This is a genomic window from Bradyrhizobium canariense (genome assembly GCF_019402665.1).
GTDB classification, from domain to species: Bacteria; Pseudomonadota; Alphaproteobacteria; order Rhizobiales; family Xanthobacteraceae; genus Bradyrhizobium; species Bradyrhizobium canariense.
In genome coordinates this window covers 20501-35324 of record NZ_VSST01000041.1, presented here as the reverse complement: position 1 = coordinate 35324, position 14824 = coordinate 20501, and the positions used below count along the sequence as shown (strand labels likewise).

Here is a 14824-nt window from a genome sequence, read left to right as displayed (position 1 = left end):
CAGATCCTGTCGCTGTTCGAACCCGGCTCCTACGACGTCGTGCCGCATGACGGCATGCGCCGCACGATTGCGCAGCGCCTGACCGCGTCGATCCAGAACGTCCCGCACTTCTACCTCACCATCGACTGCGACATCGGCAAGCTGCTCGCCGCGCGCGAGGAGATCAATGCGGCTGCTCCCAAGGACAAGGAGAAGAAGCCGCTCTACAAGATCTCGGTCAACGACTTCGTCATCAAGGCGATGGCGGTGGCGCTGCAGAAGATCCCGAATTGCAATGTGAGCTGGACCGAAAGCGGCATGGTCAAGCACCATCATTCCGATGTCGGCGTCGCGGTGGCGATGCCCGGCGGCCTGATCACGCCGATCATCCGCAAGGCCGAGACCAAGACGCTGTCGACCATCTCCAACGAGATGAAAGATTTTGCGACCCGCGCCCGCTCGCGCAAGCTGAAGCCCGAAGAATACCAGGGCGGCACGACGGCCGTCTCGAACCTCGGCATGTTCGGCATCAGCCACTTCACCGCCGTGATCAATCCGCCGCATGCCACCATCCTCGCAGTCGGCACCAGCGAGGAGCGGCCTGTGGTCCGCGGCGGCAAGATCGAGATCGCGAACATGATGAGCGTGACATTGTCGTGCGATCACCGCGCCATTGACGGCGCGCTCGGTGCCGAGCTGATCGGTGCCTTCAAGCAGCTGATCGAAAACCCCGTCATGATGATGGTGTAGCCCGGGGAGGCGCGGGGTGAATGCGAACGCGTTGGCCCTGGATCTCCTTGTTGCTCTCGGCTGTGGTTGCACTCAACCCGGTCGGGCTCGATATTCTGCATTCCGCGTTCTTTGCCGGCGAGCAGCTGGCACGGAGCATCGGCCAGGCGGTCATTATGATCGCGTTGGCTATCATGGCCGGCGCGATCCTGCTCGAATGGCTGGTCAGGGTTTTGATTTCCAGGCGCCGCGCCCGCGGCACCTCTTGAGTTGAACGGGAGCCGCCATGGCCGATACATCCTTCGACATCATCATCATCGGCTCCGGTCCCGGCGGCTATGTCACCGCGATCCGGGCCGCCCAGCTCGGCTTCAAGGTCGCGATTGTCGAGAAATCCTATCTCGGCGGCATCTGCCTGAACTGGGGCTGCATCCCGACCAAAGCGCTGCTGCGCTCCGCCGAGATCTACCACTACATGCAGCACGCCAAGGATTACGGCCTGTCGGCCGATAACGTCTCGTTCGATCCGAAGGCCGTGGTGCAGCGCTCGCGCGGCGTCTCGAAGCGGCTGAACGACGGCGTCGGCTTCCTCATGAAGAAGAACAAGGTGAGCGTGATCTGGGGCGCGGCCTCGATCGACGCGCCCGGCAAGGTCACGGTGAAGAAGTCCGACGTCGAGGGGCCCAAGGGCGCGCTCGGCGAGGGGGCTTATCAGGCCAAGCACATCATCGTCGCGACCGGAGCGCGGCCGCGGGTGCTGCCGGGACTCGAGCCCGACAAGAAGCTGATCTGGACCTACTTTGAAGCGATGGTGCCGGAGCGGATGCCGAAATCGCTGCTGGTGATGGGCTCGGGTGCGATCGGGATCGAGTTCGCATCGTTCTTCAAGACGATGGGGTCGGATGTCACGGTGGTCGAGGTGCTGCCGCAGATCCTGCCGGTCGAGGACGCGGAGATTGCCGGACTTGCCCGCAAACGCCTCGAGAAGCAGGGCATCAAGATCCTCACCAACACGGGTGTGACGAAGCTCGAAAAGAAGAGCGACAGCGTGGTCGCGACGCTCGACGACGGCAAGGCGAAGCAGACCGCCGAGTTCGAGCGCGTGATCTCTGCCGTCGGCGTGGTCGGCAATATCGAGTATCTCGGCCTCGAAAAGCTCGGCGTCAAAACCGAGCGCGGCTGCATCGTGATCGACGGCTACGGCAAGACCAACGTTCCCGGCATCTATGCCATCGGTGACGTCGCGGGTCCCCCGATGCTGGCCCACAAGGCCGAGCATGAGGGCGTGATCTGCGTCGAGGCCATCAAGGGCCTGCATCCGCATCCGATGGACAAGCTGATGATCCCCGGCTGCACCTATTGCAACCCGCAGGTCGCCTCGGTCGGCCTCACCGAAGCCAAGGCCAAGGAGAACGGCCGCGAGATCCGCGTCGGCCGCTTTCCCTTTGTCGGCAACGGCAAGGCGATCGCGCTCGGCGAGGACCAGGGCATGGTCAAGGTCATCTTCGACAAGAAGACCGGTCAGCTGCTCGGCGCCCATATGGTCGGCGCGGAGGTCACCGAGTTGATCCAGGGCTACGTCGTCGCCATGAACCTGGAGACCACGGAAGAAGAGCTGATGCACACCGTGTTCCCGCATCCGACGCTGTCGGAGATGATGAAGGAAGCCGTGCTGGATGCGTATGGACGGGTGCTGAATCTTTGACGACCACTGCCGCCGTCATTGCGAGCGCAGCGAAGCAATCCAGAATCTTTCCGCAGCGGCAGTCTGGATTGCTTCGCTACGCTCGCAATGACGAGCAGTAGGGCCTGCAAAACAAGAAGGAAATCACCCCATGCAAGACAACGACAATCTCACCATCGAACGCCCGACCTTCGTCACCCATCTCGAATGCGCGATGGAAGGCGATCATTATGCTGCCGATCAGGTCCACAACCTCTCCAAGGCCGGCAAGCCGCTGCTGGTGCGCTACGACCTCGCCGGTGTGAAGAAGGCGCTGACCAAGGACGCGTTGGCGCAGCGCCCCGCCGACATGTGGCGCTACCGCGAGCTGCTGCCCGTGCGCAAATGCCAGGACATCGTCTCGCTCGGCGAAGTCACCACGCCGCTGATCCGGTTGCCCAAACTCGGCAAGAAGCTCGGCGGCGGCGAGATCATCGTCAAGGACGAGGGGCGGCTGCCGACCGGCTCGTTCAAGGCGCGCGGCCTCGTGATGGCGGTGTCGATGGGCAAGGCGCTCGGCATCAAGCACATGGCGATGCCGACCAACGGCAATGCCGGCGCGGCGCTCGCGGCTTATGCGACCTCCTGTGGCATCAAGACCACGATCTTCTGCCCGGCCGATACGCCTGAGGTGAACGTCAGCGAGATCGAGCTTCAGGGCGCGACCGTCTACCGCGTCAACGGCTATATCGACGATTGCGGCAAGATCGTCGGCGAGGGCAAGGCGAAAGTTGGCTGGTTCGACACCTCGACCTTGAAGGAGCCGTACCGGATCGAAGGCAAGAAGACGATGGGGCTCGAACTGGCCGAGCAGCTCGGCTGGGACGTGCCCGACGTGATCTTCTATCCCACCGGCGGCGGCACCGGCCTGATCGGCATGTGGAAGGCCTTCGACGAGCTCGAGAAGATCGGCTTCATCGGCAGCAAGCGCCCGCGCATGGTCGCGGTGCAGGCCTCCGGCTGCGCGCCGATGGTGCGCGCGTACGAAGCGGGCACCGAGCATGCCACACGCTGGGAGGACGCCCACACCATCGCGTCAGGCATTCGCGTGCCGCAGGCGATCGGCGACTTTCTCATTTTGCGCGCGGTGCGCGAGAGCAAGGGCTTTGCCATTGCAGTCGACGACGACAAGATCTCTGCCGCGCTGAACGAGGTCGCGCGCGAGGAGGGGCTGTTGCTCTGCCCTGAAGGTGCTGCGACCTACGCCGCCTACAAGGACAGCCTCGCCGACGGCCGCGTCTCGAAGGGTGACCGCGTGATGCTGTTCAACTGCGCCACCGGCCTGAAATACCCGCTGCCGCCGGTCACCCGCACGCTCGATCGCCACAAGCCGATCGACTATTCGCAGTTCTAGCGCGGCATTTCGTCCCTTCACGAACGATCCCTCTTCCCGTACGCGGGAAGAGACAAAAACAACAATGACATTGCTGGGGAGAACACAATGAAGGCCGCCTGGGCTGCGCTGATTGCTATTCTCGCTCTTGCAGGGGTCGCGCGCGCCGACGATTATCCTTCCCGTCCTATCACCATCATCGTGCCCTTCGCCGCCGGCGGTCCGTCAGATGCGATGGCACGAGTGCTTGCCGAGCGGATGCGGACGGCGCTCGGCCAGCCGCTGGTGATCGAGAACGTCACTGGCGCGGGCGGTTCGATCGGCGTCGGCCGTGCCGTGCATTCGGCCCCCGACGGCTACACGATCTCGTTCGGCCATCTCGGCACCCACGTTGCCAACGGCGCCGTCTACAAGCTCAATTACGACCTGGTCGCGGACCTCGAGCCGGTGGTGCTGCTGCCGAGCAATCCGATGATCGTCGTCAGCAAGAACGCGGTGCCCGCGACCTCGCTGAAGGAGCTGCTGGACTGGCTGAAGTCGCGGCCTTCGCCGCCGACCGCCGGCACCGCCGGCGCGGGCTCGGGCAGCCACATCGCCGGGGTCTATTTCGAGAGCGTCAGCGGCATCAAGCTGCAATACGTGCCGTATCGCGGCACCGCGCCCGCCCTGAACGATCTCATCGCTGGCCAGATCGACGTCATCGTCGACCAGACCTCGAACTCCATCAACCAGGTCCGCGCCGGCACCATCCGCGCCTATGCCGTCACCGACGACAAGCGCCTGTCCTCGGCGCCCGACGTCCCGACGGCGGAGGAGGCGGGCCTGAAGGGCTTCAACATGACGCTCTGGTCCGGCATGTGGGTGCCGAAGGGCACGCCGAAGGCGATCGTCGCCAAACTCAATGCCGCAGCCGTGGAAGCGCTGAACGATCCCGGTGTGAAGAAGCAGCTCGAAAGCCAAGGGCTGGAGATGACACCGCAGGATCAGCTCACGCCCGAAGCCCTCGGCGCGCGCCAGAAGGCGGAGATCGCGAAGTGGTGGCCGATCATCAAGGCGGCGAACATCAAGGTGGAGTGAGCGCCGTGTCGCCAGGGCTCGGGGCCGGCGTATCACGTCTCGGTTTGATCGGGGCCGGGCAGGGCCATCCGCAGACATTCAAGCAGAGCGGGCGTGGAGAACGGCTTCGCGAGAAAGCAGATAGCGCCCGCTTTCAGCGCGCGGTCGCGCACGGCATCGTCGGGAAAAGCCGTCATGAAGATGAAGGGCGTGTGGTGGCCAAGGCTGCGCATGTGCGTCAAGAGCTCAAGGCCGCCCATCAACGACATCTGCACATCCGCGATCACGCAGGACGTCGTCTTCAGTTCGGCCGATTGAAGAAATTCGTCAGCGGAGCGAAAGATGTTGACCATGTATCCCCGCGACGTCAGCAGATTATTGGTCGCAAGGCGGACTGATCGATCATCGTCAATGACGGAAATGGCCAAGGGGATTGACAAGATGATCGCTCCTGATCGGGGAGCCGCCGATCACGGTGCCGCACTTGGCGAAAGTGAGCCCTTGGAGCGAGCTTGAAAAGCATACTTAGGTTTGCACCTTTCCGCCCGGGCGTGAGATTCCGAGCGCCTCCACCATTCTGACGAGATCGGCCAACGACTTGGCGCCCATTTTCCGCATGATCTGCCCACGATAGATCTTGACGGTAATCTCGGCCAATCCAAGCTCGGCCGCGACCTGCTTGTTCATCAGGCCGGATGCCACCAGAGTGAGGATGTCGCGCTGGCGCGCGCTCAAACCCTCGAAGCGGGACCGCACTCCCGCGACCGACTCCTCGGCATTGCGTCGCTTGCGATCCCGTTCGATCGCGGCCCGAACCGCATCCAGCATGTCCTGGTCGCGCACCGGCTTGGTCAGAAAATCGATGGCGCCGCTTTTCATGGCCCTGACGGTCATCGGAATATCACCATGACCGGTGATGAAGATAATGGGCGTGTGAATGTTCGCCTTCGCGAGGTCCGACTGCAGGTCAAAGCCGCTTGAGCCCGGCAGGCGGATGTCGAGCACAAGGCAGCTGGGGACCGCCGGTGGCTTGGCTTCCATGATCTCCGCCGCGGAGCCGAAAGCCTGGACCTTGAGGCCGACGGATTGAAAGAGGTTGGTGAGCGCACGGCGCATCGATGGATCGTCGTCGACGATCAAGACGATCGGATCGTCGGAGCTCGTCTGCACCGTCGCCGCCTTGGGAATGTCGGTCACGACGTGTCCTCGATCGGCAAGGGCAGGGCAATCTGGAATGTTGCTCCGCTTCCGTCATTGGGGAAGGCCGAGAGCCGGCCCGCATGAGCCTCGATGATCGATCGGCAGATCGACAGTCCCATCCCCAGGCCGCTCGGCTTTGTCGTGAAGAAAGGTGTGAAGATGCGCTCCGTCGCGCCGTTGCCGAGGCCGACCCCGCTGTCTGTCACGATCAGGAGCATGCGGCCTTCGCCGTGCTCGCTCACCTGGCTGGAGCGGATCGCAAGTTCGCGCGGGCGTTCCACATTGGCGTGCATGGCTTCAATCCCGTTCATGACCAGGTTGATCAGCACCTGCTGCAGTTGGATCCGGTCGCCGCAGACTCTGGGCAGAGCGGACGCCAGCTCCATTCGCACCGACACGGCATGGGTGGCAAGCTCGCGGCGGACGAGCGCCACCGTCTCCCTGACGAGCTGGTTCATGTCGACCGGAGCCATCTCGATCTCGGTCTTCTTCGCAAGCGCTCTGATCCGGCGGATCACCTCGCTGGCGCGATTGGCGTCCTCGACGATCCATTCCACGGAACGGCGCGCGGCATTCAGGTCGGCCGGTTCGCGGTCGAGCCATCCGATGCAGGCATCCGCATTGGAGATCACGGCGGCCAAAGGCTGATTGATCTCATGGGCGATCGAGGCCGTGAGTTCGCCGAGCATCGTGACACGCGTGACGTGAGCAAGCTCGGCTTGCGCCTTGCGCAGTGCTTCTTCGGCCTGCTCGGCGCGGATCGCCGCCGTCACGTCGCTGCTGACGCCACGATAGCCGAGAAAGTTGCCGTTCGCGTCGTGCAAGGGCTTGCCGCTGGTGCGCACGTAGATCGGAGATCCGTTGCGATCCTTGCTTCGGTAGACCAGGTCGCGAAACGGAAGGTGGGCATCGAGTGTCGCGCGATGCCGCTCCCACTTCTCGGGCTCGAGCTCGGCATCGGGCGGAATGTCCCAACGAGCGAGGCCGATCACGCCCGTGGGCACGGGACCGGCCGTGTCGGCATGTTCCGAAATCCGTGTGATACGGTGGTCCGGCCCGCTCTCCCAAAACCAGTCCGAGGCGGTTTCGGCATAGTCGCGAAATCGCTGCTCGGACAGCTTGAGCTCGTCAAAGGCGTTTTGCAGCGCTTGTCTTGCGGCAAACTGCTCGGTGACATCGACGTGGGTGCCGATGATCTCCGTCACATCGCCGTCCCCGCCGACGACGGGATGCCCCTCCGTATGGACGTGTCGTACCGAACCGTCCGGACGCACAATCCGAAAATCAACTTCGAAAGGCTGCTTTTGCCGGATTGCCTGACGTTCCACATCGACGATCCGCTTAAAGTCTTCGGCGAGGATCCGTTGTTGGAAGGCCTGCGCCGACAGATCAATCTGGTCCGGGTTAAATCCGAACAGGCGATAGAATTCGGCCGATCGGTAAGCGAATTCCTGACGGCGCACGTCCCAGGCCCAGCTGCTCGTATGGCTGAGGCGCTGGGCTTCGGTTAGATAGGCTTCGCTGCGACGCAGTCGCTGTTCGGTTTCCTTTGCCGTAGTGACGTCAGTGACCGCTCCGACAAACTCGATGTGGCCGGATCCATGTCTCACCGCGCGTGCCACGGAATGGAGATATTTGATGGATCCATCGGGCATCAGCAGACGATATTCATGGTCGAAATCGCCGACGTCACGGAAGGCTCGATCAAGGGTCTTGCTGACCGCATTGCGATCTTCCGGATGGATGCGCTGGAAAACAAAATCGAGCGTCGGTTTGACCTGCGGGTCACGTTGGAAGATGCGAAAGGTCTCCCTGGACCAGACGGCCTCGCGGGTTGCCAGGCTCAGACCGAAGCTGCCGGTGCGGCTCAACTCCTGCGCTTGGGCAAGGTAGGCCTCGCTCTGGCGCAGCGCATCCTCCGCCTCCTTGCGCTGGGTGATGTTTTCGCAGGCGACCAGCACGATCGGCGTGCCGTCGCCGCGCCGCATGGCCTTGGCGTTCTCACGGACCCAGAGAACCGAGCCGTCCTTCCGGATCTTGCGAATCTCCCAGGTGTGCGACTGGTCCACGGTTTCCAGGCACAGCCCGACACAGCGACGAACGAAATCGCGGTCCTCTTCGAAAAAGACGTTCAGCACAGATTGGCCGGTCAGTTCGGCCACGCTGTAGCCCAGTTGCGCGGCGCCAAATGTATTCACGTTGAGCACCGTTCCGGCCGGATCGACCATGAAATACATGACCGGATTGTGCTCGAACACTTGTCGCCATTGCTTCACGGCGTCGCGCAGGTCGGCATTGTCCTGCCGCCGGCCCTCTCCAGCCGCAGGTCCGTCTTTCGCTGCATTGCCGAGAGATCGAAGCGCCGCAAGGCCGCCGAGCAGGAATTGCGCGGCCGAATTCCCTAATTTTGCGATCTGGCCAGGCATCATCGCAGGCGTCCCGGCCCGCTTGGGGGCAGGGCGAGTAGAGCACTTTGCGACAGGAGGGGCAATTCCCTCCGACCAAAGCAGGATTCCGAGTCGAGAATTCGCGGGCTCCGTGCAGCTTGCCGCCGTTGCGCCGTCTCGTTGCGGGTAGACGAAACTCCGGAAAATTACCGGACAAACCTATGTATAGGTCGCGCAACCCTAGTCATACGCTGCATTTACCTCCGTACAATTGAGAGGCCCGTCGCATGCGGACTAGTCTCACCGGCAATCCAGTGAAGTCGATCGCGAAGCACGAACCGTCGAGTAGCGCGGCGTCGTGCGCTCAAGAGGCGAGCTTCGCCTCCGCCGGCGTCCGACTTGCCGATGATCTGGCTGGTCACGATTGAGAAACCGCATTTCGTTGACGAACGTGATGATTGTGCATCAGCGCCCGTGGGGATCCTCGACCGTCAGAGGCGCCCATCAGAGGCCAGGAGGAGAGATCATGTGCGATAAGCCCGAACACTCCGAGCGCCCTTCCGCGGCAAAAAGCTGCGCCGTCTGCAGCGGGAAGTTCGGCCTGATCCGGTATTATTCCTGGCGAGCGCCGCTTTGCTCCCGGAAATGTCTCGATCGCTTCAGGGCGCGCCGCGAACGCGATCGCCGATGGCTGTTTCGGTCTCAGGCGGCGTAAGCACCAGTCACCGGATCCGTCGACACGGTCTACTGCTTTGCGCTCGGAGGTGCCACATGAGGTTCATATTGGTGAACGGCAGGACCCCTTTCCGCAAAACGTTCTGCCTGTGGTGCTGCGAGGAGATCAGCGGCGGCTATCTGCGCGATGCGAAGACGCTGCTGCCCTACTGCGGCTACGAGTGTTACGCGCTTCATGGCGAAGCTGCGCCGCTGATCGAGGGACGCACACGAGCGGCGTCTTGAGCGGATAGGAGAGCGAAACGGGCGGTGGATTTGCCGTCCGGGTGAGAGGGCATCGCGATGAGATTCATGCTCGTCAATCAGGAAGGGCCTCGCCACGGCGGTACCTGCAGCGCGTGCGCGCAGCCGCTGGGCGCGAGTTACGTCCGCCATGTGCCCGCTGAGCGGCGGTACTGCGACTATGATTGCTACCGTCGATATCAGCAGACGACGGTGGAAATGCTCTGGCCTTACCGCAGTTCGCTCGAAGCGATCACGGTGTCGAGCTGGAACTGGATACTGCAGACGGGTGCGCTCTCGCGCTCGCTGACGGAAGCATTTCTGCGCGCGTACGAACCCTCTGACCACGGAAGGAGGTGACGGCTCGCCGAACGATGCGGACCCGCGCAGAGAGGTCGGTCGCAGTCACTGCATCCAGCTTCACGCCGCGTCCAGCCCCGGCGTCGCGAAGCTAGGGCGCGGCGGCTGCGGCCGATGCCGTCGGCATCGCGCCCACGTTCGGCGTCGTAACGCGCTGCTCGGACTTCGCCGCGACGACGCTGCTGGCCTCAAACCTCGCACGATAGACCAGCACGTTCTCGATCACGCGCTGGACGTAGTTGCGCGTCTCCGACAGCGGGATGCGCTCGACCCAGTCGACCGGATCGACCTTGGGATCCCTGGGGTCGCCGCGCGCCTGCACCCATTCGCGCACGCGGCCCCGGCCGGCATTGTAGCCGGCGAAGGTCATGATCTGGTTGCCGCGATATTCCGACATCAGCGCGCTGAGCTCGGCCGCGCCCATCTGCGTGTTGTAGACGGGATCGGAGACCATCTTGTCCCAGTCATAGGTCAGGCCGAAGCGCTTTGCGGTGTCGCGGCCCGCTTCCGGCGTCACCTGCATCAGCCCGACTGCGTTGGCGGCCGATTTGTCGCGCTGGTCGAACGAGCTTTCGGTGCGTGCCACCGAATAGATCACGCTGGTCTCGATCGCAGGCGCGACCTGCTTATGTTCAGGGATGCCGATAGTCGGGAAGGCGTAGTGATCGAGTGCGAGCCCGCGCGCCAGCGCCGACTTGCCGACCTCCAGCATCACGCGCGCATCGTTGCGCCGGCCGGCGAGCTCGCCGAGGGCTTCGAGCGCCGCCACGTCGGTGCTCTCCTTGGCGAAATCCTCGGCGTAGTAAAACACCATGTCGCGCTCACCGACGCCGTAGAGCATGTCGGCGGCGCGCACGCGCTCGTCCGCGGGCGGCGTGTCGACTGCTGCCAGCACGGGCGAGGGCGCGCGCAGTTCGATGCGGTCGAGGCCGAGCCTGGCGCGGGCGAGCTGGCCGTAATAGGCGGTCGGATAGCGCGCCGCCGCCTGATAGCTCAGGCGCGCATCGGCGGTTGCGTTCATCGCCTCCGCCGCGCGACCGCGCCAATAATGCGCGCGCGACAGCGCGATCGGGTTGGCCGAGCCTTCGTCGATCGCGGCGAAATGCGTCATCGCCGCCTTGGGATCATCGAGATAGCGCAGCGCGATCCACCCGCACATGAAGTGATAGTCGACGCGATAGACTTCCATCGCGGGCACGGCCGCCGAGCGCACCACGTCGTAGGCGGTTTTGAACTTGCCCTGGTCGAGCAGCTTTCGCGCGAGCAGGCGGCGCTCGCGCCACCAGGCGTCGGTATCTTGCGCCGCCATCGTATCGGGCGCGGCGGCCAGGATCACCTCGGCCGCGTCGTCGATGCGGTCATTCTGGAGATGCCATTGCGCGCGGCACAGCACATAGCCGAGGTCGCGGCGCGCCTCGGCCGAGACGTCCTCGAGGTAATCCTTGGCCTTGCTGGCCTTGCCGGTGACGGCGGCGCAGGCCTTGACGATCGCGAGCGCATCCTTGCCGAGCCGCTTGGCTGCGCGCCGCGCACCTGCGTAGTCCTTGGCGCCGAGGCGCTTGTCGAAGCGGGCACGATGATCCTCGGTGGTCAGGAGATCGCGAAACGCTTCGTAGGAATCTTCCTCGCTGCGTTCGGACAATTCGTCCGTGCGCCAGGCATTGCGCACCAGACGCTCGGCCCTGTCGCTGTCGCCCTCGGTCATCAGCACGCGGGCGAGTGCGAACTTGCCCTTGGCGCTGGTCGGCCGGTCCATCGTGAATTTGTGCACGGTCGCCGCGTCGGCCTTCTCCTGCCACAGCCGAGCCTCGGCGCGGCGGCGGAGCAGCGCGCTGCTCGGCCAGTCCGGATTGGCGGCAAGGAAGGCGGCGTAGCGCTTGAAATTGGCCGTGCTTTCGGAATGGCGCAGCATGAACCAGTCGGCGAGTTTTTGTCCGGCCGGGTCAGCAATGCGGTCGCGCGCCGCGCTCGCGTCCTCGGTCTTGCCCTTCCGCGCGAGATCGATGGCATCCTTCAGCGCGGCGAGATCGCCAGTCAGCGGCGGGGCTGCCGGCTTGTCCGAGGACGCGTCGTCCTGTTTCTTCGAGCGCTTGGCCTCGCCATGTTTGCCGTGCCGCGCCTTGCTGGCGGAGGCGTGGCGCTGCTTGCCGGCTTTCGCCTCATGCGTCTTCTTCGGCGCGGACGATTTGTGACTGCTCTTCGCTGCCAGCTCGATAGGGATGAAGGCCAAAGCGGCCACGGCAACGACACACGCGAGCGAGCGTAGGCACTGGTTCATTCCGTGGTCCCCCTGCGAAACCAGTACAAACCAAAGTCCGCGACGAGATGCGGCTCGAGAATCAAAACGGCGTCAAGAATGGTGACACGACGTCGTTTCGCATCTTGAAGCTGTTCCAACAATGCGGCGAAATACGGATGGAGCGAGGGAACTTGTGCAACGGAGGGTCGAGCGGGTTTTCTTTAACCTTCATTAACGAACAGGGCTCGCTCGACGGTTGCGGCGGTTCAGGACGCCTCAAGCGGCCAAATTGCGTGTATTCCCGGCGGCAAATCCGTTGTATTGGGTTCCAAGGCCTTTCCCCTTCAGCCCATTGTCCCGCGCCCATGCCGATTTTCAACCAGTCGATCCGGCGCAAGATCGTCGGGATTGCGCTCGGCCTCATCATCCTGATGGTCGTCACCGCGATCCTGTCGATGGTGATGTCGAGCCGCGTCGGCCATCTTCTGGATGAGCTGACCGCCCGGTATATTCCGGCTTACGGCCACCTGGCGCGGTCCAATGTGCGTTCGTTGGAGCGGGCGCTGGCGATGCGGCGCATGGTGATCGCCAAAATGCAAACGCCGCCGGACGAGGAGGGCTTTGCGGCGCGGCTGAAGATCTTCAGGGAAACGGACGCCCAGGTCGAGCAGGAGGCCGAAGCCGCGCGAAAGCTGATCAACGCGATCATCAACGATGAGAGCACACCGTCGGACAACGCGGCACTCGCCCGCATCGAGACGCGCATCGAGAATGCAGTCAAGGAGCTTCGCCGCGAACTCGACGAGGAGGACGCCAAGCTGCTCCGGCTGCTCGATGACAAGGACTTTGCGGGCGCGCGCGACGTGCTCGTCCATGTGGACGCGCTACGCGACCTCTTCACCCAGCGGATCGACGCGATCCGAGCCGACATGCTCTCGCAGGTGTTCGTGAGCACCGCCCAGGTCATCCGCCATCAGCGCCAGGCGATCATCGTCTCGGGCATCGTGACCATCCTCGCGGCGATCGTCGGACTTGCCTTTGCGATCATGGTCTCCACCGGGATCACGCGACCGGTCCGGCTGCTGCTGGCCGGCACCCGCGAGGTCGAGGCAGGCCATTTCGACAAGACTATCAGCGTCTCGACCCAGGACGAGATCGGAGAGCTCGCTGCCGCCTTCAACCGCATGGTCGAGCAGTTGCGCCAGAACGAGCGCATCCGCGAGACTTTCGGCCGCTATATCGATCCCAAGGTGGTTCAGGGCCTGATCGACCGGCCCGAGGTCGCCATCGAGGGCCAGCGCCGGGTCATGACCATCATGTTCTGCGATATGAGCGGCTTCACCTCGATGAGCGAGGGCATGACCCCGCGCGGTCTCGTCAGGGTGATGAACCACTATTTCACCGTCATGTCCGGTCCGATCAGGAGCAACCGCGGCATCATCGACAAATACATCGGCGATGCCATCATGTCCTATTGGGGGCCGCCCTTCATCGAGGAGGAGGAGCAGGCTCAGCTTGCCTGCTTCGCCGCGCTCGACATGGCCGACCAGGTGCCCGCGCTCCAGAAGCAGCTCCCGGATCTCCTCGGCATCCGCGCCATGCCGGTGCCGTGCGATCTGCGCATCGGCATCGCCACCGGCGAGGTTTTGACCGGCAGCATCGGCTCCGAGCTGATGATGAGCTTCACCGTGATGGGGGATGCCGTGAACCTCGCCTCGCGCTTGGAAGCCGTCAACAAGACCTTTGGCACCCGTATCCTGATCTCGCAGGCGACGGCGGACGCGATCGGCTCACAGCTCGAATTGCGCGAGGTCGATCGTCTTGCGGTCGCCGGCCAAAGCGTGCCGCAAACGATTTTCGAGGTGATGGGCCGGGCAGGCGCGCTGACTGCCGCGCATGAGAGTCTGCGTTCGCACTACGCCGAAGGCCTCGCGGCCTATCGCGCCCGCCGCTTCGACGAGGCCCGTACCGCCTTCAACGCGGCACTTGAAGCCGTCCCCGGCGACGGCCCGTCGCGGGCAATGCTTGCCCGTATTGCGCGGTTCGAGGCCAATCCGCCGGACGAGGGCTGGGACGGCGCGTGGCGGTTGGAGCAGAAATAGCCGGCCGCGCGGAAAAATTGATTCTACTCGATAACGATGTTCGCTGTGACCTATTTCCCGGGCTTAGGTTTGATGTCCTTGAGGCGTTTGACGGGGACACGCCGATGACAGAACTTGAGAACAGGCTCGAACGGTTCGAGACGCTCACCGCCGAATGCGAGCTGATCGCCAGGCTTGCCACCGACAGCACCAAGCGCGAGTTTTATCTGAAGCTATCGGAGCAGTACCGCCAATTGGCCGTGGACATGCGGCAGGCCATCGCGAGCAAGGCTGCGGCCTGACGCCGGCAATCCGTTCTTAACACTTGGCGCGCATCCTCAATGCAGAAGCGGGGACGCCTGCGGCGATTTCCGCTGTGGAAATGCCGAGGCTCGCTGCGGTGCAGCGCGCCTCGCGAGATTGTTTTGTCGTGCCTCACAGGGCGATCCCATGCGCCTCCTCGCGGTCATCATGTTTGGACTCATGACGGCAGCCTGCAACCAGGAGCAGGACATCACCGGCTCGACCCCGGTCTGCGCGATGCGGAACTACAGCTCCTTCAATCCCCGCGACATGACCCAATGCGTTGCCGCCTGCAAGGCGTGCGACCACGGCAACACGGTCACCTGCACCACGTCGTGCACGCTCAAGGGCGCCCATTGAGCCGCTCCGCCTCCTGGTTCGGGGCCGACGGTGTCTTGACGATTCCTTGACGGTGTCCTTGGCGGTGTCTCGGCACCGGAACGATTCACATGGATTAATCATTGAAGGGATGGCAGG

At 63.6% G+C, this 14824-nt stretch carries 14 protein-coding genes; 10 read left to right on the top strand and 4 right to left on the bottom strand.

The features are described 5' to 3' along the window. The 5 genes from FXB41_RS21785 to FXB41_RS21765 form a co-directional block, all read left to right on the top strand. The coding region (locus FXB41_RS21785) for a 2-oxo acid dehydrogenase subunit E2 (RefSeq protein WP_219683166.1) at positions 1 to 729 on the top strand (729 nt) is incomplete at its 5' end. A gap of 20 nt (positions 730 to 749) precedes the next feature. Continuing rightward, entirely contained in the window at positions 750 to 977 is a 228-nt protein-coding gene (locus tag FXB41_RS21780) for a hypothetical protein (RefSeq protein WP_007590626.1), read from the top strand. Positions 978 to 994: 17 nt separating this feature from the next. After that, the gene (gene lpdA / locus FXB41_RS21775) at positions 995 to 2413 is read left to right on the top strand and encodes a dihydrolipoyl dehydrogenase (protein ID WP_007590627.1); all 1419 of its coding nucleotides are present in this window, start codon (positions 995 to 997) and stop codon (positions 2411 to 2413) included. A gap of 130 nt (positions 2414 to 2543) precedes the next feature. Continuing rightward, the gene (locus FXB41_RS21770) at positions 2544 to 3785 is read left to right on the top strand and encodes a threonine synthase (RefSeq protein ID WP_219683165.1); all 1242 of its coding nucleotides are present in this window, start codon (positions 2544 to 2546) and stop codon (positions 3783 to 3785) included. An 87-nt stretch (positions 3786 to 3872) separates the two neighbouring features. Then, the gene (locus FXB41_RS21765) at positions 3873 to 4841 is read left to right on the top strand and encodes a tripartite tricarboxylate transporter substrate binding protein BugD (RefSeq protein WP_219683164.1); all 969 of its coding nucleotides are present in this window, start codon (positions 3873 to 3875) and stop codon (positions 4839 to 4841) included. A 32-nt stretch (positions 4842 to 4873) separates the two neighbouring features. Here FXB41_RS21765 and FXB41_RS21760 read toward each other — a convergent pair whose 3' ends face one another. The 3 genes from FXB41_RS21760 to FXB41_RS21750 all read right to left on the bottom strand — a co-directional run bounded on the left by FXB41_RS21760 (position 4874) and on the right by FXB41_RS21750 (position 8449). Beyond that, a complete protein-coding gene (locus FXB41_RS21760; RefSeq protein ID WP_219683163.1) occupies positions 4874 to 5260 on the bottom strand; it encodes a response regulator transcription factor in 387 nt (128 codons plus the stop codon). Between the two features lie 85 nt (positions 5261 to 5345). After that, the gene (locus FXB41_RS21755) at positions 5346 to 6017 is read right to left on the bottom strand and encodes a response regulator transcription factor (protein ID WP_007590631.1); all 672 of its coding nucleotides are present in this window, start codon (positions 6015 to 6017) and stop codon (positions 5346 to 5348) included. Further along, on the bottom strand, positions 6014 to 8449 hold the full coding sequence (locus FXB41_RS21750; protein WP_219683162.1) for a PAS domain-containing sensor histidine kinase: 2436 nt from the start codon (positions 8447 to 8449) through the stop codon (positions 6014 to 6016). Before FXB41_RS21750 ends, FXB41_RS21755 begins: the two co-directional genes overlap by 4 nt. 729 nt (positions 8450 to 9178) lie before the next feature. Here FXB41_RS21750 and FXB41_RS21745 point away from each other — a divergent pair. Together FXB41_RS21745 and FXB41_RS21740 are read left to right on the top strand one after the other, a co-directional pair. After that, positions 9179 to 9367 carry a hypothetical protein gene (locus tag FXB41_RS21745; protein ID WP_007590634.1) on the top strand — a complete coding sequence of 63 codons (189 nt, stop codon included), beginning with the start codon at positions 9179 to 9181 and terminating at the stop codon, positions 9365 to 9367. A gap of 66 nt (positions 9368 to 9433) precedes the next feature. Next, positions 9434 to 9724, top strand: a complete 291-nt coding sequence (locus FXB41_RS21740; RefSeq protein WP_246649029.1) for a hypothetical protein — start codon at positions 9434 to 9436, stop codon at positions 9722 to 9724. Between the two features lie 91 nt (positions 9725 to 9815). Here FXB41_RS21740 and FXB41_RS21735 read toward each other — a convergent pair whose 3' ends face one another. Beyond that, on the bottom strand, positions 9816 to 12002 hold the full coding sequence (locus FXB41_RS21735) for a lytic transglycosylase domain-containing protein (protein ID WP_219683161.1): 2187 nt from the start codon (positions 12000 to 12002) through the stop codon (positions 9816 to 9818). 326 nt (positions 12003 to 12328) lie between these two features. Between FXB41_RS21735 and FXB41_RS21730 the strand changes: the two genes are divergently transcribed. The 3 genes from FXB41_RS21730 (at position 12329) to FXB41_RS21720 (ending at position 14707) form a co-directional block, all read left to right on the top strand. Then, positions 12329 to 14065 carry an adenylate/guanylate cyclase domain-containing protein gene (locus tag FXB41_RS21730; protein WP_219683160.1) on the top strand — a complete coding sequence of 579 codons (1737 nt, stop codon included), beginning with the start codon at positions 12329 to 12331 and terminating at the stop codon, positions 14063 to 14065. A 104-nt stretch (positions 14066 to 14169) separates the two neighbouring features. Next, on the top strand, positions 14170 to 14346 hold the full coding sequence (locus tag FXB41_RS21725; RefSeq protein WP_007590638.1) for a hypothetical protein: 177 nt from the start codon (positions 14170 to 14172) through the stop codon (positions 14344 to 14346). Between the two features lie 148 nt (positions 14347 to 14494). Beyond that, positions 14495 to 14707, top strand: a complete 213-nt coding sequence (locus FXB41_RS21720) for a hypothetical protein (RefSeq protein ID WP_007590639.1) — start codon at positions 14495 to 14497, stop codon at positions 14705 to 14707. The last annotated feature ends 117 nt before the right edge of the window (positions 14708 to 14824 follow it).